At 60.7% G+C, this 22,603-nt stretch carries 21 protein-coding genes; 2 read left to right on the forward strand and 19 right to left on the reverse strand.

Annotated elements, in window-relative coordinates; all coding sequences use genetic code 11:
• Positions 1-18 precede the first annotated feature (18 nt).
• The 3 genes from GOQ28_RS13445 to GOQ28_RS13455 are packed head-to-tail and all read right to left on the reverse strand — an operon-like array spanning position 19 to position 3,053.
• Entirely contained in the window at positions 19-1,038 is a 1,020-nt protein-coding gene (locus GOQ28_RS13445; protein ID WP_160356815.1) for a Bug family tripartite tricarboxylate transporter substrate binding protein, read from the reverse strand.
• A 27-nt stretch (positions 1,039-1,065) separates the two neighbouring features.
• Positions 1,066-2,145 carry a mandelate racemase/muconate lactonizing enzyme family protein gene (locus GOQ28_RS13450; protein WP_160356816.1) on the reverse strand — a complete coding sequence of 360 codons (1,080 nt, stop codon included), beginning with the start codon at positions 2,143-2,145 and terminating at the stop codon, positions 1,066-1,068.
• A gap of 11 nt (positions 2,146-2,156) precedes the next feature.
• On the reverse strand, positions 2,157-3,053 hold the full coding sequence (locus tag GOQ28_RS13455; RefSeq protein ID WP_160356817.1) for a TauD/TfdA dioxygenase family protein: 897 nt from the start codon (positions 3,051-3,053) through the stop codon (positions 2,157-2,159).
• Between the two features lie 94 nt (positions 3,054-3,147).
• Between GOQ28_RS13455 and GOQ28_RS13460 the strand changes: the two genes are divergently transcribed.
• Complete coding sequence (locus tag GOQ28_RS13460) at positions 3,148-4,053, forward strand: LysR substrate-binding domain-containing protein (RefSeq protein WP_160356818.1); 906 nt, start codon at positions 3,148-3,150, stop codon at positions 4,051-4,053.
• A gap of 221 nt (positions 4,054-4,274) precedes the next feature.
• On the opposite strand, the gene ppsA is transcribed toward GOQ28_RS13460, so the two are convergent.
• Positions 4,275-6,638 carry a phosphoenolpyruvate synthase gene (gene ppsA / locus GOQ28_RS13465; protein ID WP_160356819.1) on the reverse strand — a complete coding sequence of 788 codons (2,364 nt, stop codon included), beginning with the start codon at positions 6,636-6,638 and terminating at the stop codon, positions 4,275-4,277.
• A 157-nt stretch (positions 6,639-6,795) separates the two neighbouring features.
• Between ppsA and ppsR the strand changes: the two genes are divergently transcribed.
• The gene (gene ppsR / locus GOQ28_RS13470) at positions 6,796-7,626 is read left to right on the forward strand and encodes a posphoenolpyruvate synthetase regulatory kinase/phosphorylase PpsR (RefSeq protein ID WP_160351590.1); all 831 of its coding nucleotides are present in this window, start codon (positions 6,796-6,798) and stop codon (positions 7,624-7,626) included.
• A 78-nt stretch (positions 7,627-7,704) separates the two neighbouring features.
• Here ppsR and GOQ28_RS13475 read toward each other — a convergent pair whose 3' ends face one another.
• From GOQ28_RS13475 to tsf, 15 genes are all read right to left on the reverse strand, one after another.
• The gene (locus GOQ28_RS13475) at positions 7,705-8,493 is read right to left on the reverse strand and encodes a TrmH family RNA methyltransferase (protein WP_160356820.1); all 789 of its coding nucleotides are present in this window, start codon (positions 8,491-8,493) and stop codon (positions 7,705-7,707) included.
• A gap of 122 nt (positions 8,494-8,615) precedes the next feature.
• Positions 8,616-9,233: a ribonuclease HII gene (gene rnhB, locus GOQ28_RS13480; protein WP_160356821.1), complete on the reverse strand. Its 618-nt coding sequence runs from the start codon at positions 9,231-9,233 to the stop codon at positions 8,616-8,618.
• The gene (gene lpxB, locus GOQ28_RS13485; RefSeq protein WP_160356822.1) at positions 9,220-10,407 is read right to left on the reverse strand and encodes a lipid-A-disaccharide synthase; all 1,188 of its coding nucleotides are present in this window, start codon (positions 10,405-10,407) and stop codon (positions 9,220-9,222) included. The genes rnhB and lpxB overlap by 14 nt, the downstream gene beginning before the upstream one ends.
• A complete protein-coding gene (lpxA, locus tag GOQ28_RS13490; protein ID WP_160356823.1) occupies positions 10,404-11,198 on the reverse strand; it encodes an acyl-ACP--UDP-N-acetylglucosamine O-acyltransferase in 795 nt (264 codons plus the stop codon). Before lpxA ends, lpxB begins: the two co-directional genes overlap by 4 nt.
• Positions 11,199-11,654: a 3-hydroxyacyl-ACP dehydratase FabZ gene (fabZ, locus tag GOQ28_RS13495; RefSeq protein WP_160351585.1), complete on the reverse strand. Its 456-nt coding sequence runs from the start codon at positions 11,652-11,654 to the stop codon at positions 11,199-11,201.
• Between the two features lie 59 nt (positions 11,655-11,713).
• Positions 11,714-12,868 carry a UDP-3-O-(3-hydroxymyristoyl)glucosamine N-acyltransferase gene (gene lpxD / locus GOQ28_RS13500; RefSeq protein WP_160356824.1) on the reverse strand — a complete coding sequence of 385 codons (1,155 nt, stop codon included), beginning with the start codon at positions 12,866-12,868 and terminating at the stop codon, positions 11,714-11,716.
• Between the two features lie 11 nt (positions 12,869-12,879).
• Positions 12,880-13,440, reverse strand: coding sequence for an OmpH family outer membrane protein (locus GOQ28_RS13505; protein ID WP_160351583.1), 561 nt, complete (start codon positions 13,438-13,440; stop codon positions 12,880-12,882).
• Between the two features lie 120 nt (positions 13,441-13,560).
• Positions 13,561-15,891, reverse strand: coding sequence for an outer membrane protein assembly factor BamA (gene bamA, locus GOQ28_RS13510; RefSeq protein WP_160356825.1), 2,331 nt, complete (start codon positions 15,889-15,891; stop codon positions 13,561-13,563).
• Positions 15,892-15,945: 54 nt separating this feature from the next.
• Positions 15,946-17,277 carry an RIP metalloprotease RseP gene (gene rseP, locus GOQ28_RS13515; protein WP_160356826.1) on the reverse strand — a complete coding sequence of 444 codons (1,332 nt, stop codon included), beginning with the start codon at positions 17,275-17,277 and terminating at the stop codon, positions 15,946-15,948.
• Between the two features lie 23 nt (positions 17,278-17,300).
• Entirely contained in the window at positions 17,301-18,500 is a 1,200-nt protein-coding gene (locus GOQ28_RS13520; protein WP_160356827.1) for a 1-deoxy-D-xylulose-5-phosphate reductoisomerase, read from the reverse strand.
• A complete protein-coding gene (locus GOQ28_RS13525) occupies positions 18,497-19,348 on the reverse strand; it encodes a phosphatidate cytidylyltransferase (protein WP_160356828.1) in 852 nt (283 codons plus the stop codon). Before GOQ28_RS13525 ends, GOQ28_RS13520 begins: the two co-directional genes overlap by 4 nt.
• Positions 19,349-19,367: 19 nt before the next feature.
• On the reverse strand, positions 19,368-20,132 hold the full coding sequence (gene uppS / locus GOQ28_RS13530; protein ID WP_160356829.1) for a polyprenyl diphosphate synthase: 765 nt from the start codon (positions 20,130-20,132) through the stop codon (positions 19,368-19,370).
• Positions 20,133-20,255: 123 nt separating this feature from the next.
• The gene (frr, locus tag GOQ28_RS13535; protein ID WP_160351577.1) at positions 20,256-20,816 is read right to left on the reverse strand and encodes a ribosome recycling factor; all 561 of its coding nucleotides are present in this window, start codon (positions 20,814-20,816) and stop codon (positions 20,256-20,258) included.
• Positions 20,817-20,830: 14 nt separating this feature from the next.
• Positions 20,831-21,547, reverse strand: coding sequence for a UMP kinase (gene pyrH, locus GOQ28_RS13540; protein ID WP_160351576.1), 717 nt, complete (start codon positions 21,545-21,547; stop codon positions 20,831-20,833).
• A gap of 95 nt (positions 21,548-21,642) precedes the next feature.
• Positions 21,643-22,521 (reverse strand): translation elongation factor Ts, encoded by an 879-nt coding sequence (gene tsf, locus GOQ28_RS13545; RefSeq protein ID WP_160351575.1) that lies wholly within the window; start codon positions 22,519-22,521, stop codon positions 21,643-21,645.
• Positions 22,522-22,603 lie beyond the last annotated feature (82 nt).

Below are 22,603 nucleotides of genomic sequence, written 5' to 3' on the forward strand. Positions count from 1 at the left end.
GGTCTCCTGTCTGTTGATCTAATTATTGAGCTGGAGCTTCAAGCCCCCGACGATATCGCTGAACGCCGAGACCTCGCCTTGGTGAAACGCGGCGAAATCGGCGGGGCTGATCGTCCCAGGCTCGACATACGCACCGGTCAGTTTCTGTTTGACTTCCGGATTGGCGAGGACCTTCATCACCGCCTTTTCCATCGCGAGCCTGCGGTCGTCCGCGAGTCCGGCAGGCGCGAACAGTGCGAACCAGCCCGTTTGATCTGCGTTCTGCACTCCTGATTCGGCTAACGTGGGCACATCGGGCATGAGCGCCGAGCGTTCTTTAGAGCTGACGGCCAAGGCACGCACTCTGCCATCCCGAATGAAAGGCATCACCGCGCCCGGCGTGACGAACATACTCACCAAACGCCCGCCCACCAGATCGGTCAAAGCAGGACCGCTGCCGTTATAGGGCACGTGGAGGAGATCCGTACTGGTTGCCTTGGCGAACCGTTCACCCAGGATATGCTGCGGCTGGCCGACGCCTGGGGTGCCATAGCTCACCTTGCCGGGGTGCTGCTTTGCATAGTCGATATAGTCGGCCACGCTTTTAAGAGGCGAGTCGCTGGCGACCACTAAGACTTCTGGCGCGGTAGCGACCAGACTGATGGGCGTGAAGTCCTTCACCGCGTCATAGGCGGGCTGCGATTGTAGCGCCGGCAAAATGGCGTGCGTGGCGGCCTGACCCATCAGAAAGGTATAGCCATCGGGCGCTGCTTTTTGCACATGCTTGGCGCCGATAAGGCCCGAAGCGCCAGCCCGGTTTTCCACGACCACGCTTTGCTTAAGATCGCGTGCCAAGTTATCCGCGACCAGTCTTGCAATAAAGTCGGTGCCACCCGCTGGCGGTCCGCCCACTACGATGGTGATCGGCCGTGACGGATACGCGCCGCTCTCCGTCGTCGCGGCCACGCCAGGCGTACCGAATGCGAATGCCGTCAATGCGCCCAGCGCCATCAGGCGCCGACGTGTTTGACAGGTTAAAGCCTCTGCATCAGCTCTCATGCTTTTGTCCCCTCTCTACCCTGTTTTTTAAGAATGGCGGGAATATCGTTGCTCGCGCAACGTACAACTCGCGATGCGGTCTTCGTCCACCTCCGGCCAGTATCCGGCCGGTAGATGCACGGCGCCTTGTCGAAAAGGCATCGGATTGCAGAACAGGCTGAACCGCGTTTTTAGAAAGCCGTTCATCTCGCCCACCGTCTGCACACAGCGATGGCCGATCACCGTCTCGAACCAGCAGCCCAGATCCATCGACACACCATCGCCGAGTATCGGTGTCATGCCCAACGCGGTGATGCGGCGTAAACCCTGCTCCAGCGTTTTCGCACCGCCAAGCTTTTTGAGCTTTAACTTCACGAATCCCACGTTGGAGATCGCGGCGGCGCGTTCGATATCCGGCAGGCCATAGATGGATTCGTCGAGCATGACAGGCACCGTGGAGACTTCGGCCACACGAGCATTGGCCTGCCAATCATCTGAACCGCACGGCTGCTCGAATAGCTCGATGCCGGCGGGCGCCAGCCGGCTGGCGAATGCCCGGCCATCCGCTTCATTGAATCCGCGATTCGCGTCCAGGCGTATGCTGCCACGGCCATTAAGGCACGACTGAATATGCTCGATGCGCGCCAAATCCTCGCGCCAATCGAATCCGACCTTGACCTTCAAGGTGCGGTAACCCTGCGCCAAAAGTGAATCCACTTCGTGGCGGATTTCCTCAGGCTCATGCCCCTGGCAAGGCGCGAGTAGCGGCATGACGACTTCGTCAACATGACGGTAAATACCGTCATCCTTGAGCATCTCGGTAGCAGTATCGATCGTACTGGCGATGCCGGGGCATTTCGGCTGCGCTTTCGCGATGATGGCGGCCACGTCGGCATTCTGGGATGCCACCAGGGCCCGCGCGGCTTCATTGGCCGCGGCCCATGACTCTTCGATGGATTCGTCGGTATAGCCGGGGATGATCAGGCATTCCCCCCATCCTATGCGACCCTCATCGTCAATGAGTCGAAGGATGAAGGGGTCAAACGAAGTCAGATCCCCCGACGACAGCTTATAAGGCGTGGTGAGCGGACACGAAACCTGCCGCACGATCGCTTGGCGAATGGACATAGGGTTCTCACTCACGCTTCTGCGGCTGCCAAAACCTCTTCTCCGGTGACTTGCGTGCGGTAAAGCAAACGGCGCGTGTTGGGGTCAAAAGCATCTCGACGGTGCATCGTGCAGCGGTTATCCCACAGCACCAGATCGCCGAGCTGCCATTCCTGGGTCCAGACAAATGAATCCTGGCACGCGTGCTGCCAGAGTTCATTGAGCAAAGCTTCGCTGTCTTCAAGCTCAAGTCCGACGATATACGCCTTGCGACGCCGGCCAAGGAACAGACATTTCTTACCCGTCACGGGATGCACCCGAACCATTGGATGCGTGGCCCCCACGGTCTCGCGCGGGTCGGTATTGTCGACATAGCCCTTGCGTAAGCCACCGGCGCTATTTCGGCTGGCGTCATGCACGCAACGCAGGTCAGCGATTCTGCTCTTCAGACGGTCCGGCAACGTCTCGTAGGCCAGGTACATATTGGCGAACTGCGTATTGCCACCGGCGGGCGGGATCTCGATGGCATATAACGCGCTGCCCTTCGGCGGCTTGGGGTTATAGGTCATATCGGAATGCCAGACTGCCTCGGAGGAGCCGAGGTCGCCGATGGGCTTGCCGTTGGCCACCACATTGGAAATCACGGTGATCTCTGGGTGCTGCCAAGCGAAATCCTCGCCCATTTGCGTACTGGCCGGCGGCGCTTTATCCAGATCGCCGAAATAACGGGAAAAGCGCACCAAGTCCTCGACCTCGAGTTTAGGCTGCCGACGGAATCGCAGCACGAGGTTATCGGCCCAGGCCTGCTTGATGATTTCTTGCTCGGTTTCGCTCAGATCTTGCGAGAGATCGACCCCGGCCACATCGGCACCGAGCGCCGCGCCCGATGGTTGGACGTGTACGGCATTTTTTTGCTCTATGACTTGCATCCTGAATCTCCTCACGTTGGTCTTGCCGGTCGAGGAAACTATAAGTACGATGAACTCATTGGTCCAATTTATTTATTCCATATAATTATTCATTGTGAAGATAAGACTGACACTGCGTCAGCTGGAGATATTCCGCGCACTGGCCGACACGCTGAACTTCAGCGAGGCGGCCAAGGCCGTTCATCTATCCCAGCCAGCATTGAGCAATGCGATCCGCAAGATGGAAGAGATCGTGGAGGCGCCGCTGGTCGATCGCACCACGCGCTCGGTCCGGCTCACCTCCATCGGTCAAGAGCTGCTGAAAGTCACCACGCGCCTGCTGCACGACCTGGACGACGCGCTAGAAGACGTCAGCGCGTTGGCCCAGGGTAAAACGGGTCACCTCAGTGTCTCGGCCGTGCCGTCATTGGCGGCCACCTTTTTCCCGGAAGTCTTGCGCCGCTATCAGGAGAAATATCCGAACGTGGCGCTGCAAGCCCGTGACGCGCTCTCGGAGGCCTCTATCCAAGCGCTAAAAACCGGCCAGGTCGACATCGCTATCGCGCCCGCGAAGCCCCACGACGATGAGCTGGTGCAGCATGCATTGTTTCGGGATCGGCTGGTATTGATTTGCCGGGCGGACCACGAGCTGGCGCAGTTCAATCGGGTCACGTGGTCCCGACTCTGGCCCTACCGGCTGGTGTCGCTGGCGACGACGAGTAACGTCCGTCACATACTCGAAGCCGAATACGCCCAGCACGGCACGGCCTTTCAACCGGCATTCGAAGTCGAACAGGCCAGTACATTGATCGGGTTTATCATGAACGAGCTGGGCATCGGCATCTTGCCGGCTTCGTTGACGCCGCTGCTGAATTTCAGCGGATTGAAGATGATCGAACTGGGCTCGCCAGAGATCCATCGATCCATCTGTGTGATGCATTTGAAGTCGCGAGCGCTCACGCCCGCCGCGCAAAATTTCCTCGCCGACTGCCGGGAGCTGGCTGACAAATACGCGCAGTGATGATTCCTCGCCGCCGGCTTGCGCGCCGCTCGATGTCGATGACGCGCACGGCCGATACCTGCACACATCGCGATACCGCGCGTCCCGTCACGACAAAGCCCGGCTTTCGCTAGAAAGGCCGGGCTTATGTATTGCGACGCCTGATCAAGTCAGGCGTGTAGACTTCTCTACGCGAGGATCAAGCGGCGGCCCATCCCGCGCCGCCGCTTGCACTTAGCGAATTACTTCGCCAGACGCTGCCACGTGTCGACCACCGTATCCGGGTTCAAGGACATGGACAGAATGCCTTCGTCCTTGAGCCATTGGGCAAAATCCGGATGGTCGCTGGGACCTTGGCCGCAGATACCCACGTATTTGTCCGCCGCCAGGCAAGCCTTGATCGCACGACGCAGCATGAATTTAACCGCGTCATCGCGCTCGTCGAAGTCGGCTGCCAGCAGCTCCATGCCCGAATCGCGGTCCAGACCCAGCGTGAGCTGCGTCATGTCGTTCGAACCGATGGAGAAGCCATCGAAATGCTCGAGGAACTGCTCCGCCAAAATCGCGTTGGACGGCACTTCGCACATCATGATCAGGCGCAAGCCGTTTTCGCCGCGCTTCAGACCATTGGTGGCCAACAGATCGACCACGCGCTTGGCTTGGCTGACCGTACGAACGAACGGCACCATGATCTCGACGTTGGTCAGACCCATGACATCGCGGACCTTCTTCAAGGCCTCGCATTCCATACGGAAGCATTCCGCGAAGTCTTCAGCGATGTAGCGCGACGCGCCACGGAAGCCCAGCATGGGGTTCTCTTCCTCGGGCTCGTAACGCGAACCGCCCACCAGCTTGCGATACTCGTTCGACTTGAAGTCCGACATACGCACGATGACGGACTTCGGCCAGAACGCAGCGCCAATGGTGGCGATGCCCTCGGCGAGCTTTTCGACGAAGAACGCACGTGGGCTGGCGTAGCCGCGAGCGGCCGATTCCACCGCTTTCTTCAGCTCGGCGTCGACATTCGGATAGTCGAGCACGGCCTTGGGGTGAATGCCGATGTTATTGTTGATGATGAATTCCAGGCGGGCCAGACCCACGCCCGAGTTCGGAATCTGCGCGAAATCAAACGCCAGCTGGGGGTTACCCACGTTCATCATGATCTTGACATCGATTGGCGGCATTTCGCCACGGCGGACTTCCTCGACCTCGGTCTCGATCAAGCCGTCATAGATGCGGCCTTCGTCGCCTTCGGCGCACGATACCGTGACCGATTGGCCTTCTTTCAGGATGCTGGTGGCATCGCCGCAGCCCACGACAGCCGGAATACCCAGCTCGCGTGCGATGATCGCAGCGTGGCAAGTACGGCCGCCACGGTTGGTGACGATGGCCGAGGCACGCTTCATGACCGGTTCCCAGTTGGGGTCCGTCATGTCGGTGACCAGGATGTCGCCCGGCTGGACGCGGTCCATTTCCGAGATATCGCCGACCACGCGAACGGGGCCCGAGCCGATTTTCTGACCAATGGCGCGGCCGGTGATCAGAACTTGACCCGTGGCCTTGAGGCGATAGCGCTGTTGCACATCGTTGGCGCCCTGTTGCGACTTCACCGTTTCCGGACGCGCTTGCAGGATATAGATCTTGCCATCGATGCCATCGCGGCCCCACTCGACGTCCATCGGACGGCCGTAGTGTTTTTCGATGATGACGGCGTAGCGGGCCAGCTCGGCGACTTCGTCGTCCGTCAGCGAGTAGCGGTTGCGTTCGGACACGGGCACGTCCACCGTGCGCACGGCGCGGCCTTCGGTACGCTCGGGGTCAAATTCCATCTTGATCAGCTTCGAACCGATACGGCGGCTGACGATGGGATAGTGGCCGGATTCCAGCGACGGCTTGAAGACGTAGAACTCGTCCGGGTTGACCGCGCCTTGCACCACGGTTTCGCCCAAGCCGTAGGACGAGGTGATAAACACCACATCTTGGAAGCCGGATTCGGTATCGATGGTGAACATCACGCCGGCGCTGCCCTTGTCCGAGCGCACCATGCGTTGCACGCCAGCCGACAGAGCGACTTCCGCGTGGGCGTAGCCCTTGTGCACGCGATAGGAAATCGCGCGGTCGTTATACAGCGAGGCGAAGACGTGACGGATCTTGTCCAGCACATCCTCGATGCCGACTACGTTCAAAAAGGTTTCTTGCTGACCGGCAAACGAGGCATCCGGCAAGTCTTCGGCGGTGGCCGACGAACGCACGGCGAAGGAACCCTTGCCATCGGCGTCCAGCGCGGCGAAAGCGGTACGGATTTGCTGCTCGAATTCGGCGGAAAACGGCGCATCGATGATCCATTGGCGGATCTCGGCGCCAGCCACGGCCAGTTCACGCACGTCTTCGGGATTCAACGTGCTCAGGCGCGTAGCAATACGCTCGTCCAGGCCAGAAGCCTTCAGGAAATCACGGAAGGCCTCTGCAGTCGTGGCAAAGCCGCCCGGGACGCGGACACCCGCGCCGGACAGCTGACTGATCATTTCACCTAACGATGCGTTCTTACCTCCTACCGAGTCCACGTCCGTCATGCGGAGCTGCTCGAACGAAACGACATACGACATTTAAGTCACCTTTTACAATAGAGAAAGCGAGTTTGGTCAACACACCGTGATGCACTGACCAAACCAGCCTGAGACCGCTCTTTGGGGTGACTGATTGGGGGCAAATTGTACTCGGTCGGATACTCCTACCCTCCCCCTTGGTTGGAAAATTTTACATATGGCTTCCTCCCCTATCGAACGTACTGTCTACATCGTCTCCGACAGTACGGGTATCACCGCCGAAACGTTCAGCAATTCGGTCCTGTCCCAGTTTGACCAAGTGCGGTTCAAGGCGATCCGGCTACCGTTTATCGACACGTTGGAGAAAGCCGAGGAAGTCGCCGCGCGCATCAACCGCAACGCGCGCGAGACCGGCTTTCCGCCCATTGTCTTCAGCACATTGGTCGACCCGGCTAGTATGGACGTCGTGCGCCGCGCGAACGGCGTTTTTTTGGATCTTTTTGCGACATTCGTGGGGCACATCGAACAGGCCTTGGGGATCAAATCCAGCCACTCGATTGGCCGTTCGCACATGGCGGCGAACTCGGAGGAATATCGGCGCCGGATCGACGCGATCAACTTCAGCCTGGCACACGACGACGGGCAGTTCATCAATCAGTTGGATCAGGCGGATGTGATTCTCGTGGGCGTGTCGCGTTGCGGAAAGACCCCCACCAGCCTGTATTTGGCGATGCAGTACGCCATTAAAGCCGCGAACTTTCCGCTGACGCCGGATGATTTCGAACGCGGCACGTTGCCCTCGACCGTGGTGCCGCATCGCTCGAAGCTGTTTGGCTTGTCGATTCAGCCCGAGCGTCTGGCCGAGGTGCGCAACGAACGTCGGCCGAACAGCCGTTATGCGAATCTGGAACAATGCCGCTACGAAGTCGCCGAGGCGGAGCGCATGATGCGGCGCGAAGGAATCTCCTGGCTATCGACGACCACCAAGTCGATCGAGGAAATCGCGACGACGGTGCTGCAGGAAGTGGGCCTGGACCGGTCTAACTGATCGGCATTCACCAGGGCCGGGATATAGGCGCCGCCGTTGGGTAGCGGGTCCGGCCCTTGTGTAGCGAGAAGCGCGGCGCTAGCGAAGCGCGTTTTGACGGCGCTGCTCGAACAGACACAGTGCGGTCGCGATGCCGACGTTCAGAGACTCGACCTTGGGCGAATGGTCGATCCGCACGCGCAATTTCGCACGCGCCTGCAATTCGGCGCTCACACCCTGCCCTTCATGGCCAAGCACCCAGGCGCAGGCGGAAGGCAAGGCAGTCGAATACAGGTCTTCGGCCTGATCCAGCGTCGTGACTGCTAGAGGCACGTCCAAGCGCTCGACGCAGGAGATCAGATCCACATGTTCGTGAACCTTCAACGCGAAATGCGCGCCCTGTCCGCCACGCAAGACCTTGGGCGACCATGCCGCGGCGCATCCCGTGGAAAGCAACACGCGGCCTACGCCTGCAGCCGCGCACACTCGCAGAATTGTGCCGACATTGCCTGGGTCCTGGACACGATCCAGCCACACCGTTGATTCATCGAATCGCTCTGGTAGCGTGGGCACTGGCGGATCGACAACAAAAATGACGCCCTGGCCTGTCTCTACGGTTTCCAGATGCTTGAGGAGTGTCGTGGGGACGATGAGAATGTCGCGCGCAGCCATGGTGTCGCTCAGGCCTCGCAGTAGGTCCGCGAGTTCCGGCCGCTCTAGGCGTTCTTCAGCGAATACCGCCAAGGCGGGCGCGCCAGCGAGCGACAGCCACGACTGGCACAAATGCACGCCTTCGAGAATGGCGCGCTCTCCGCGTCGTCCGGCATGCTGCGCCAGCCGCTGCAACTGTTTGAACTGAGGGTTGTCGCGGGAGGCGATGTGTTTCATGACGAGAAGTTTGGGCGATAGACACTAAGGCGGCAACAAAGGCGTTGCGCGAATCTGCCAAAGGCGAATATTAGGCGCCTTCAGACGATGAGGCCGCGATTCGACGTGGCGGCGAACGATTCCTAGACGGCCGCCGCGAGCAACTGGCGCACGGGCGCGAAACTGCGACGGTGCTCCAGACACGGGCCATGCTCGCGTAGGCGAGTCAAATGCAGAGCCGTGCCATATCCCTTGTGCTGGTCGAAACCATACTGTGGGAACTGTTCGTGCAGGCGCAGCAAATCGGCATCGCGCGCGGTTTTGGCCAAAATCGAGGCCGCTGAAATCGCGGGCACAAGCGCGTCGCCCTTTATCACGGTCTGTACGGTGCAACGCAGCGACGGCGCTTGATTGCCATCGACCATCGCAACCTGCGGAAACTGCGCTAGTCCTTCGACCGCGCGCTGCATGGCCAACATGGTGGCGCGCAGGATGTTCAGCGTGTCGATTTCCTCGACCGTGGCGCTGGCCACGCACCAGCTCAGCGCGCGCTCACGGATATCAAAAGCCAGCTCTTCCCGGCGACCCGCGGTCAGTACTTTCGAGTCTGCCAGACCCAAAACGGGCCGTGACGGGTCCAAAATCACTGCCGCCGCGTAGACCGCACCGGCCAACGGGCCACGACCGGCCTCGTCCACGCCGGCCATCGTGATGCCCGTGAAATCCGGGGTAATGTCGCTGAAAAGGCTATGCTGGTCCATGAGCCACGTCGAGGATGGCGCGAGCAGCCAGTGTGGCCGTATCGCGCGTTAAATCATGATGCATCTGGGTAAATCGCGACTGCACTCGCGCCGCATGCGCCTCGTCAGTCAGGGCTTCCCAGGTTGCAGCCGCCAGTTTGTCCGGCGTGGCGTCATCCTGCAAGAGCTCGGGCACGGCAAAGTCGCGCAACAGGACATTCGGAAGCCCCACCCAGGGCAGATACGGGCGCTGCTGACCCGATTTCCAGGCCATGATACGCCGCATCCAAGGCGACAAATAGTAGGAAATCACCATCGGCCGCTTAAACAGCGCGGCTTCCAGGGTCGCCGTCCCGCTCGCCACCAACACCGCATCGCTGGCTTCCAAAGCGGTCCACGCAACCGGCATCCGGTCTGCCGCCGGCACATCGTCGGCCGTAATGCACCGCAGCCCCGGCACGGGATACTGTGCCAAGATCGCCTCAAACTCTTGCCGACGTTGCGCGTTGACCATGGGGACCACGCAAACCAGTGCAGGATCACGTTTCCGCAGCTGCTGAGCCGCTTGTAAAAAACGCGGCGCCAGGATGCGAATCTCCGAGGACCGGCTGCCCGGCAGAATCGCCAACACCCGGGCGTTGTCATCTAAGCCAAGGCGGTGACGTGCCGCTGCGCGGTCCGGCTCCATGGGGATGGCATCGGCTAGCGGATGGCCCACGTACGTGACGGGAATCCGCTCTTTGCGGTATAGCTCTTCCTCGAAAGGAAACAGCACGAGCATATGCGAGACCGCTTCGCGAATCTTGTGGATGCGTTCGTAACGCCAAGCCCAGATAGAGGGCCCCACGAAGTGCACCGTGGGAATACCGGCTTGTCGAAGCTGTAATTCGAGCTTCAGATTGAAGTCAGGCGCGTCCACGCCCACGAAGACCGAGGGCGGCGTCGCCAGCCAGCGGCGTTTCACATCGCCATACGTGCGCAGCAAGCTCGGCAGACGCTTTAACGCGTCTACATAGCCGAACACCGTCAGCGCGTGCATAGGATGCCAGGCTTCGAAACCGGCCGAGTCCATGGCTGGCCCGCCAATCCCCTGACAACGCAGATCGGCCTGCGCGGCGCGCAAGCCATTGATGACACGGCTGGCCAGCAGGTCGCCCGAGGGCTCGCCCGCGACCATGCCGACAGTGATGGTCATGGACGGATGATGCCCCGGGTAGAGGCGTCGAAAAAGTCGATCAGAACCTGCAGCGCTTCGGCGGCATCCGGATGCGATTGCTGGCGGGCACGCAGCTCGGCGCGCGCCTCATCCAACGAGAAGCCACGGCGAAACACGATCTTGTACGCCTCGCGCAGGCTGCTGATCACCGAGGCGCTGAAGCCCCGGCGCTTGAGGCCTTCGACATTGATGCCGACCGGACGGCAGGGGTTGCCCGCGCCCAACACAAACGGCGGCATATCCTGCATGAGCGAGCTGTTGCCGCCGGTCATGCTGTGGGCGCCGATCTTGCTGAACTGGTGCACGCCCGTGAGTCCACCGACAATCGCCCAGTCGCCGACGTGCACATGCCCACCCAATTGCACCGAATTCGCCAAAATGGTGTTGTTGCCCACGTGGCAATCATGCGCCACGTGCACGTAGGCCATGATCCAGTTATCGTTGCCGATCGTGGTCAGGCCACCGTCTTGGACCGTGCCGGTATTGAAGGTCGTGAATTCACGGATCGTGTTGCGGTCACCGATCACCAGACGCGTGGGTTCACCCGCGTACTTCTTGTCCTGCGGCATGCCGCCGACAGAGCAATAACGGTAAATCCGGTTCTCGCGCCCGATCGTGGTGACACCATCGATCACGCAATGCGGCCCGATCTCCGTCCCGGCATCGATGGTGACATCTGGGCCGATAACCGAATACGGCCCGACGCGCACGCTGCTGTCGAGCTTGGCGGCCGGGTCGACCAAGGCTGTGGGATGGATATTTCCAGACATTTAAGCTTCCAAGCTACGGATTGCGCACATCAGCTTGGCTTCGGCCACGACTTGGCCGTCCACTAAGGCGCGCCCGGAATATTTACAGATCGCGCGGCTAAGCCGCTCGGCTTGCACTTCCAGACGGAGCTGGTCACCCGGCACCACGGGTCGACGGAAACGGGCCTCGTCGATACCCACCAGGTAATACGCCGTCTTGGCGCTGTCGCACTTCAGGCCACCGTCCTCGTCCGTGAACGAAAACAGCGCGGCCGCCTGCGCCATGGCTTCGGTGATGAGCACACCCGGCATGACCGGATGATGCGGGAAATGTCCCTCGAAGAACGGTTCATTGATCGACACGTTCTTGATGGCGACGATGGATTTGCCCGGCACGATCTCCAGAACGCGGTCGATGAGCAGCATCGGATAGCGATGCGGCAAACGCTCCATGATCGCCTTGATGTCGAGTTCCATTTCTAAAAATTCCTAGCGTATTTGATAGTTGCGCCGCCCTCGTCGAACGCGAGGGCGTGTCAGTCTTTCTCGAGTGCGCGCAGCCGGCGGCGCAGCTGCGACAGCTGTTGTATCACAGCGGCATTGCGCTGCCACTGGCCATGCTCCGCATACGGATACACGCCAGTGTAACGCCCCGGCTGGGTAATGCTCGACGTCACCGCCGTCCCACCGGAAACATGCACATCGTCCGCGAGCGTCAGATGACCCGACAGCATGGCGGCGCCCGCGATCGTGCAACGTGAGCCAATAACGGTGGACCCGGCAATCCCCACGCACGCGGCGATCGCGGTATGTGCCCCGATACGGACGTTGTGAGCGATCATGATCTGGTTGTCCAGCTTCACGCCATCGCCAATCACCGTGTCTTCCAGCGCGCCACGGTCGATCGTGGTGTTCGCGCCGATCTCGACATCATCGCCCACACGCACGCCGCCAAGTTGCGCGATTTTGCCCCAGGCGCCCTTGCCCAAGGTCGGATCGGGCGCAAAACCGAAGCCGTCAGCGCCCAGCACGGCGCCGCTATGGACGATGGCGCGTGCGCCAATGTGCACATTGTCGTAGAGCGTGACACGGGCGTGCAGCATGCAATCGGGACCGACAGTCGAGCCGGCGCCGATGACGCAGCCCGGGCCGAGCGTCGTGCCGCGCGAGATCCGTGCACCAGCCTCGACCACGCAGTGCGGACCGATGCGCACATCGTCCTCGATCACGGCGTCGGCAGCGACCACGGCCAGCGCATGCACGCTGGCGGGCAGTTTTGGGCGACGCGCGGCGTCGAACCATTGGGCCAGCCGAGCGTAAAGCAGGTACGGGTGCGCACACACCACGCGCAAAGCGGCGGGCATCTCGGCGTTGGCCGCCATGGCTTGCGCCACGTCGGGCGTGACAATCACGGCAGCCGCCCGCGTACCGGCAAGCTGTGCTTGATAACGCGGATTGCTCAGGAATGTGATTTCTTCCGGACCGGCAGACGCCAACGTGCCTATGCCTCGAATTTGGGGCATAGGCACGCCCGCCGAGGCTGCGCCGGTAGCGGCAGCCTCGGCAAGATCCAGACTTCGCACATCCCCGGCCTTACCGGACTCAATCCGCAGATCAAGCCCTTGGGTGTTCACCGACGCCAGCAGCGCATCCAGGGCCGGGGCGCGGGCGGTATCCAGCAGGACAGGCATGCGACCTCGGCTTAACGACCGAGGGCCTGGATCACCTTGTCGGTGATGTCAATGCGAGGATTGACCGTCACGGCGTCTTGCACGATGAGGTCATAGTTTTCTTTCTCGGCGATGTTCTTGATGGCCTGGTTGGCCTTGGTCACGATCGCGGAGAATTCCTCGTTGCGGCGACGATTGAAGTCTTCCTGGAATTCACGGCGCTTGCGCTGCAGGTCCGTATCCAAACGGGCCAGATCGCGCTGACGGTTGACGCGGTCGGTCTCCGAAAGGACAGGCGCGTCCTTGTCGAATTTTTCGACTTGCGTGCGCAGGCTGTTGCTCAGGCGTTGCAGCTCGTCGTCACGTTTCTTGAATTCTGTCTCGATCTTGCTCTGCGCGGTCTTGGCCGGGCCGGACTCACGCAGGATGCGCTCCGTGTTCACGAAACCGATCTTGGTGCCTTGCGCATGGGCCGGCAGCGTCACGGCGGAACCGAGGAACAGCGCACCCGCCAGGGCCAGCGACCCGCGCAGTTTGCCAACGCGTGTTGCACGCGCCGGGCTCGAGGTGTTGAGTGCGTAATCAGACGTCATGAAAATCTCACCTTCGAATGAGGTAAAGCAAAGCCGTTATTGTGCCACTAATCCAACAAGAGGCCGTGTTGCGGCCTCTTGCCGGTGTGTACAGGCGTAACCGGATGGTCTTTTGCAGAATTAGAACCCGGTACCAATCTGGAACTGGAATGCTTGCAGGTCGTCGCCCGATTTGGAGTTAAGCGGACGAGCATAGGAAAGCTGCAAGGGACCCAGCGGCGACTGCCACGACAAGCCGATACCGGCCGAGAAGCGCCAGCCGCAAGGATCTTGCACACCATGCCCGGGTTCACCCGTCGTGCACTTCATCCCGTTGCCCGGACTGACTTGGCCCGCGTCGGTGAACAGGAACCACCGCAAAGTACGATCCTTGGACGCACCCGGGAACGGCAGATACAACTGCGCATTCGCCACAATACGACGGGCGCCGCCCAGATAGTCGTTCGTCAGCGTATCGCGCGGACCCAATGATGCACCGTCATAGCCGCGCACCGTACCGATACCGCCGGCGTAAACGTTCTTGATCACCGGGAAGTCTTTGTTGCTATAGGACGCGCCGTAATCCACCATGCCATTCAAGGCTAGGGTGTAGGCACGGCCAAGCGGAACGTAGTACTGCTGCTGAGCCGTCAGCATGTAGTACTGCAGATCCCCGGCGGAAACGTCGGCCTTCAGGCGGGTGTAGGAACCCTTGGTCGGCGCCAGTGCGCTGTCACGCGTGTCTTTCGACCAGCCAGCATTCAGGATAAACGCATTCGTCGTATCGCCATATTGCTTGACGAAATCACGGTAGGCTTGCGGCGAATTGTTGTACAGGTCGATGCTGTTGCGCTCGTACGTACCACCCAGGAAGATCCGGTCGTATTCCGAGATCGGCACGCCGAAGTTCATCCCCAGACCCAGCGATTTCACACGATAGTCGCCGTCGTTATTGTTGAACGGTTCGACCACGCGATAGTAAGCCGAAGTCGTGCGGCTGATGCCATCCTTGGTGAAGTACGGATCGGTGTGCGACAACACCACGGCACGGTTGGTCTTGCTGGTGTTGAACTGCAAGGTCAGGTTCGTGCCGCTACCGAAAACGTTGTCTTCGCTGATCCCGGCCGAGAAGATCGCCTTTTCCGTGGAACCGTAGCCCACGCCCAGGTTGATCATCCCAGTGGGTTTTTCTTTCACGTCGACGTTGACGTCGACCTGGTCGGGCGAACCTGGCACCGGATCGGTCGAGACGTTGACCTCGTTGAAATAGCCCAGACGGTCGATACGATCGCGCGAGATCTTCAGATCGCCCGAGTCATACCAGGCGGCTTCTTGCTGACGCATCTCGCGACGCACCACCTCGTCGCGGGTGCGAGTATTGCCGCCGATCTGAATGCGACGTACGTAAACGCGACGGCTCGGGTCGATGTAGAACGTCAGATCGGCCTCGTGGTTTGCACGATCCAGCGTCGGGTTCGGGTTGACGTTCGCGAATGCGTAACCGAGTTCGCCCAGGTAGTCGGTAATGGCCTTGGCGGAATCGTTAACCTCGGCTGCGTTGAAGGTCTCGCCCTCTTTGACCTGCACCAGCTTCTGGATTTCCGAATCCAGGCCGAGCAAGTTACCCGCCAGCTTCACATTGCGTACCTTGTAAGGCTCGCCTTCGTGGATGGTGACGGTGATGTAGATGTCTTTGCGATCCGGCGAAATCGTGACCTGCGGCGGCTCGACCGAGAATTCCAGGTAGCCTTGATCCAGGTAGAACGAACGCAGGCGTTCAATATCGCCCTCGAGCTTTTCGCGCGAATACTTGTCTGTGCCCGTATACCACGTCAACCACCCCGGCGTGGTCAGCTGAAACAGATCGAGCAGCTCGCTTTCGGAGAAAGCCTTGTTGCCCACGACGCTGATCTGACGGATCTTGGCGACATCGCCTTCGAACACGTCAAAGCTCACGCCCACGCGGTTGCGCGGCAACGGGGTAACGGTGGCGGTGACCTCGACGCCGTACTTGCCCTTGCCCAGATATTGCTCTTTCAGCTCGTACTCGGCGCGTTCCAGCATGGATTGATCGAAGATCCGCCCTTCGCCAAAACCCACCTGCAGCAGCGATTTCGTGATGGCGGCGGAGTCGAATTCGCGCATGCCGTTGAACGTGACGGACGCGATGGTCGGCCGTTCTTGCACGACGACGACGACTTCGTCGTTGCTCGTTTCGATCTTGACGTCGCTAAAGAAACCCGTGCCATAGAGTCGGCGCACGGCTTCCGTTGCCTCGGATTCGGTGAATCGCTCACCTACCTTGACCGGCAGATAGCCGAAAATCGTGCCGGCGTCCGTACGCTGAATGCCTTCGACACGGATATCCCGTACGACAAAAGGCTCGAAGGCATGTGCAATCGCCGGCAAGAGCAGCGCGGCAAGCAAGCCCGGCATCAAGCCTTTTTTGTGATGAAACATCCGAGAAAACATGTGCTTGGCTATCCTAGGTCGAGCAAATGGCGTGAGATTTTATTCGATCGTCTGTTACGTGAACAGGCGAGCGAAGTCGTTAAATAAAGCTAAGCCCATCAGACTGGCTAATATTCCGATACCCGCGCGTTGTCCCATATCGATCCAACGCTCAGGCGGCGGACTGCCGCGAACGATTTCGACGAAATAGTACAGCAGATGCCCTCCATCCAACATGGGAATAGGCAACAAGTTCAAAACACCGATACTGATACTAATGAGCGCGAGGTACGCGATATAAGCCGCAAAGCCCATTCTGGCGGTCTGACCGGCGTAGTCCGCGATGGTGACCGGCCCCGTGATATTGCGCCAGGAAACCTCGCCGATGACCATGCGCCCCAGCATGCGTAGCGACAACCAGGCCGTATCCCAGGTGCGCACGACGCCGTCCGTTACGCTGCCGATCAGGCCATGACGCACAGTCACCATGGGAACGGTACCGCCCAATTGCACCCCGATACGTCCGACAACCTTGCCATCGACCGTCTCGGCCCGAGGAATCACGGACAGAGAGACCTCGGCGCCATTGCGCAGCACGGTCAGGGGCAAAGAGGAGCCTGCGTGCTCTCGGATCGTCTGAACCAGCTGCGTCGAATCGGGATCGATAAGCTCGCCCGCACGGATGATGCGGTCGCCATCGATCAATCCGGCACGGGCGCCCTCGCCTCCCTCGATGACGGCGCGCACGACCGGCTTGGGCTGAGCCAGCCGCAGACCAACCTCGGCCAGCGGATCGCCGCGTTGCGGGTCCATCTGATTGGGTGGCACTTGCAAGCTGCGTTCAACGGTCTTGCCATCGGCCGTGCGCACCTGAACGTTCACGCGTCCCCCGGTGGACAACACATCCGTCAGCCGCCAGCGCGCATCGGTCCACGACTCCACGGGACTATCATCGATTGCCAGAATTTGATCCCCGCCACGAAATCCCGCCAGTTGCGCGGGGGTCTCGGCGGCTGGCGGCCCGATCAGCGCTACCGGCTCTTCGGTGCCCGCGAGGTTAAGGCCGGTATAAAGGGCGACAGCCAGAATCAGATTAAATAACGGGCCAGCCGCCACAATGGCGATACGACGGCCTACGGGCTGAGTATTAAATGACCGTGCGGCCTCGGCGCGCGTGGCGCCCGCTGGCGGGTCATCCTGCATTTTGACGTAGCCGCCCAAGGGGATGGCCGACAACGCCCACTCTGTGCCATGTTTATCGGTGCGTTGCGCCAGTACTTTGCCAAACCCCACGGAAAAGCGCAGTACCCGCACGCCGCACAGCCGCGCGACCCAATAGTGGCCTAGCTCATGAAACGTGATGAGGATGCCCAGGGCAACGGCAAAGGCGAGCAGAGTGAAAAGCATGGTGGGGTGAGCGGGTTCTTCTGTCAGGCCAGGCCGAGGTTACCGGTATAGGCCCGCGTTTCCGCATCCAGGGCCAGCACATCGGCGAGAGAGTCGAGCGTAACAGAAGACCGTTGCTGCTGCCATTCCAGCGCAGCGGCAATGACCCGGGGAATCCAGGTATAGCGCAGCCGGCCCGCGAGGAATGCCGCCACCGCCACTTCATTGGCCGCGTTCAGCGCAATACAAGCGCCCTGCCCGCTACGCAACGCGTCGAACGCCAGCGCCAGGCACGGAAACCGATTCAAATCCGGTTTATCGAATTCGAGACAGCCGGCTTTGGCCAGATCCAACGGACTCACGCCGCTGGCTAAGCGGTCGGGAAAACCCAGTCCATAGGCGATCGGCGTACGCATATCCGGTTGACCGAGCTGCGCCAATACCGACCCGTCGTCGTACTCCACCAAGGAATGCACGACGCTTTGCGGGTGTATCAGTACCTCGATCCGTTCGGCCGGCATGGCGAACAGCCAGTGCGCCTCGATGACCTCCAGCCCCTTGTTGAGCATGGTCGCGGAATCGACGGAGATCTTGCGGCCCATACTCCAGTTCGGATGCTTACAGGCCTGATCGGGGGTGACGTCGTGCAGATCCTGCGGATCGTGCCGGCGGAAAGGACCACCAGACGCGGTCAGCAACAACCTCCGCACGCCTCGAGCGGGTTCGGTCGGCGCGCCAGCGCGGTCGCCTCGGGGCATGCATTGAAAAATCGCGTTGTGTTCGCTATCGATCGGCAACAATTCAGCGCCGTTGTCGCGCACGGCCTGCATGAACAGCGCGCCGGCGGCTACCAGCGCCTCTTTATTGGCCAACAGCACCCGTTTTCCCGCCTGAGCGGCCGCCAGCGCGCCCGGCAAGCCAGCCGCGCCCACGATCGCCGCCATCACGGTATCGCACGCAGGATCGGCAGCGGTATCGGCCAAGGCTTGCGCGCCGACGCGAATCTCCGGCATAGCCCGGCCGGTCGGCCAGGCAGCGAGAAAACACTGTCGCGCCGCGGTATCGGGAACGACCACCACGGCGGCGTTGCTCGCGGCAGCCTGCTCGGCCAGCCGCTCCATGCGGCTATGCGCCGACAGCGCATACACGCCCAGCCTGTCTGGATGACGGGCAATCACATCGAGGGTGCTTTCACCGATAGATCCCGTGGCTCCCAGGATCGCAACACGTTGAAAACGGCTCAAGACAACACTCCAGACAGCAAAAAGGCAAACGGTGCGACGGGCAGTATCGCGTCAATGCGGTCATACACACCACCGTGGCCGGGTAACAGATTGCTCGAATCTTTGCGTCCCGCACGGCGTTTCAACAGGGACTCGAACAGATCCCCGACAATAGAAATCGCGCCAAGCAAGGCGGCGGCAAGCAATCCCAGCGGCAGACCCAAACGCGCGAACAGCGACTCGCCAAAGCTGCCGGCCCAAAAGCTCGATCCCCAAACCCAGACCACGGCGCCCAGCACGCCCGCCACCGCGCCGGCAATGGTTTTGCCTGGGCTGACCTTCGGTGCCAGTTTGCGCTTGCCGAAAGCCCGGCCGGCAAAGTAGGCGGCGATGTCCGCGATCCACACCAAAGCCAGCAACGACACGACGAACCACCAGCCACGCTGCATGAAACCCAACGCCAGAAGCGACCACGCGGTAAAGATCGCCGGCACGCTGAAAAGCGACCACATCACGCTGGCCGGTGGCGCACTGGAACGACCCTGTACCACGGCGCCCGTCGCGCCGAACGCCCACACCAGCGCCACGATAGGCGTCAGGATTTGCACGACGATATCCCGCCATGAGGCGCCACCGTCTTGCAACCACATCCATGCAGACCCCAGCATCAGCACAAACGCGAGCACCGCCACGCCGACGCAAACTGCGCCCGAGGGCGGCTGACGCACGGTCAGACGCAACCATTCCCAGCAGGCGCAAGCCGCGCCCAACGCGAGCAAAGCGGTGAATGGCCACGGGTTATCCGAGGCCAGCGTCATCGCAAGCACGATGAGCAGCACCACGGCAGTAATAACGCGTTGAACGAGCATCAGAAAGTCTCCGTAAAGCTCAGCGTGCCGCCTCTTCGCGCAGTTGCGCGCTGGTGCGCCCGAAACGACGTTCGCGCGTGCGATACCACTCGAACGCGGCGTCGAGCTCTTCCATCCCGAAATCGGGCCAGTACAAGTCGGTGAAATACAGCTCGGTATATGCAAGCTGCCAGATCAGAAAATTGGAAATGCGTTGCTCACCACCCGTGCGGATGAACAGATCCGGCTCCGGCGCCCACGCCATGGACAAATGCGCGCTGAGAGCCGCTTCGTCGATGCGTTGCGGGTCTTGTGCCAATTCGGGACGCTGCGCGAGCATGGCGCGCGTGGCCTGCAGCACATCCCAGCGGCCGCCATAATTGGCCGCCACGGTCAGATGCAGACGATCGTTATGCGCCGTGCGAGCCTGGGCATCGGCGATCAAGGTCTGGAGCCTGGGCTCGAAATGCGACAGATCGCCCACCACGCGTAACCGCACGCCCTGCTCGTTGAGCTTGTCCACCTCGCGTTCGAGCGCCTGCACAAAAAGCCGCATCAACAGGCCGACCTCTTCGGCGGGTCGGCGCCAATTTTCCGAGCTGAAGGCAAACAACGTGAGGTAACGCACCCCTCGCCGCCCGCAAGCCTCGACAACGCGACGCACGGCCTGCACGCCCTTGGCGTGCCCTGCTGTACGCGGCAAAAGCCTGCGCGTTGCCCAACGACCGTTGCCGTCCATGATGATGGCCACGTGCTGCGGCACTGCGTGGGTGGCGGGGATCGCCTGGGTCGAGCTAGTTACCATGTGGAAACGGGAACGGCCATAAAGGCTGGCTGAAAAACATTGCGCCGCCACACCGACACCGCGCCGGTGAGACAGCAACGGTACGGCGCAAGCGGCGCGCGCGCGAACAATACCTGACCGCGATTATACGGTCATGATCTCCGCTTCTTTGGTGGCCACGATCTTGTCGATTTCGGCCACGTGACGGTCGGTGAGCTTTTGCACTTCATCGGAAGCGCGGCGCTCGTCGTCCTCGGAAATCTCCTTTTCCTTGACCAGCTTTTTCAACGCTTCGTTGGCTTCGCGACGCAGGTTGCGCACGGCCACTTTGGCGTCCTCGCCTTCGCTCTTGACCACTTTGGTCAGATCACGGCGGCGCTCTTCGGTCAGCGCGGGCATGGGAACGCGGATGGTCTCGCCCATGGAGATGGGATTCAAGCCCAGATCCGATTCGCGGATGGCCTTTTCGATGACCGAAAGCATGGGCTTTTCGTAGGGCTGAACGCTGATCGTACGCGCGTCGACCAGGTTGACGTTCGCCACCTGGCTCACGGGCACGGGCGAGCCGTAGTACTCGACCTGGACGTGGTCCAGAATACCCGTATGAGCACGACCGGTCCGGATCTTGGACAGGTTGGTTTTCAGCGTGTCCAGCGACTTGGCCATGCGAGTTTCGGCCGATTTGCGGATTTCTGCGACGCTCATGGAAATATCCTTTGTTAAACGTGTACCAACGTGCCTTCGTCTTCGCCCATGACAACACGTTTGAGTGCGCCGGACTTATTGATCGAAAACACTTTCAGAGGCATTTTTTGATCGCGGCAGAGCGCGAATGCCGTGGCATCCATCACCTCGAGACGACGCACGATGGCTTCGTCGAAGCTGATGCGGGTATAGCGCGTAGCCGTCGGATCTTTGTTGGGATCGGCGCTGTAGATGCCATCCACCTTGGTGGCCTTCAGCACGATCTCCGCACCGATTTCAGCGCCACGCAGCGCGGCAGCCGTATCGGTGGTGAAAAATGGGTTACCCGTACCCGCCGCGAAAATCACGACCTTGCCCTCTTCGAGGTAACGCAAGGCTTTGGGGCGGATGTAAGGCTCGACCACCTGGTCGATATTCAAGGCGGACTGCACGCGGGCATCCACGCCTTTGTTCTTTAGCGCATCCTGCAGCGCCAGGGCATTCATGATGGTGGCCATCATGCCCATATAGTCGGCGGTCGCGCGGTCCATTCCTTGAGCACCCGGCGCCACGCCACGGAAAATGTTGCCGCCGCCAATGACGATGGCCAACTCGACGCCCAGCGCCGCTACTTCTGCAATTTCATCGGTCATGCGCACGATGGTCGCGCGATTGATGCCAAAGGCATCGTCGCCCATCAGCGCCTCGCCGGAAAGTTTGAGAAGAACCCGTTTGTATGATCTGCTGCTCATAGGTGATGTCCCCGAGGAACAATCCGACGAAAATGTAAGACGAGAATAGGGCCGGACTAGATAATAATCTAGCCGGCCCAGAGTACTACGATAACTTAAGCTTGACCCGCGGCGGCGGCGGCGACTTCAGCGGCGAAGTCGGTGGTCTTTTTCTCGATGCCTTCACCCACGACGAACAGGGCGAACTGGCTGATCGAGGCGCCTTTTTCCTTGAGCATTTGCTCAACGGATTGCTTGTCGTTCTTGACGAAGGGCTGAGACATCAGCGTGACTTCCTTCAGGAACTTCTGCACCGAACCTTCGACCATCTTGGCGACGATTTCGGCGGGCTTGCCCGATTCGGCGGCCTTTTGCTCGGCAACCGAGCGCTCGGCGGCGATGTCTTCGGCGGCAACGCCGTCAGCGTTCAGGGCCTTGGGCTTGGTCGCAGCGATGTGCATGGCCAGGTCCTTGCCGACTTCTTCGGCGCCGGCGAATTCAACCAGCACGCCGATCTTGCCGCTGTGCACGTAGCTGGCCAGCGAGTTGGGCGTTTCGATGCGCTGGAAGCGGCGCACGGACACGTTTTCACCGATCTTGCCAACCAGGGCGGTACGGGTCGTCTCGACCGTGCCTTCGCCCATCGGCAGCGCCGACAGCGCGGCCACATCGGCGGGCTTCTGGGTGGTGACGAGCTTGGCCAGGTCGTTGACGAAAGCAACGAAGTCGTCGTTCTTGGCGACGAAGTCGGTTTCGCAGTTGACTTCGATAACGGCGCCTTGCTTTGCGTCGTCCGAGATGTACAGACCGATCAGGCCTTCGGCGGTCACGCGCGAAGCGGCCTTGCTGGCCTTGTTACCCAACTTGACGCGCAGGATTTCCTCGGCGCGAGCCAGATCGCCTTCGGCTTCGGTCAGGGCCTTCTTGCACTCCATCATGGGCGCGTCGGTTTTCTCGCGCAGTTCCTTAACGAGGGCGGCGGTAATTTCAGCCATGATTGCTCCAATTTCGCTTAGATATGCCCCGACTGACCGGGACACATGATTTGATTCGACAAGACGCCCGCATTGAGCGGGC

The organism is Bordetella sp. 02P26C-1, assembly GCF_009763255.1.
Classification (GTDB): domain Bacteria; phylum Pseudomonadota; class Gammaproteobacteria; order Burkholderiales; family Burkholderiaceae_B; genus Bordetella_A.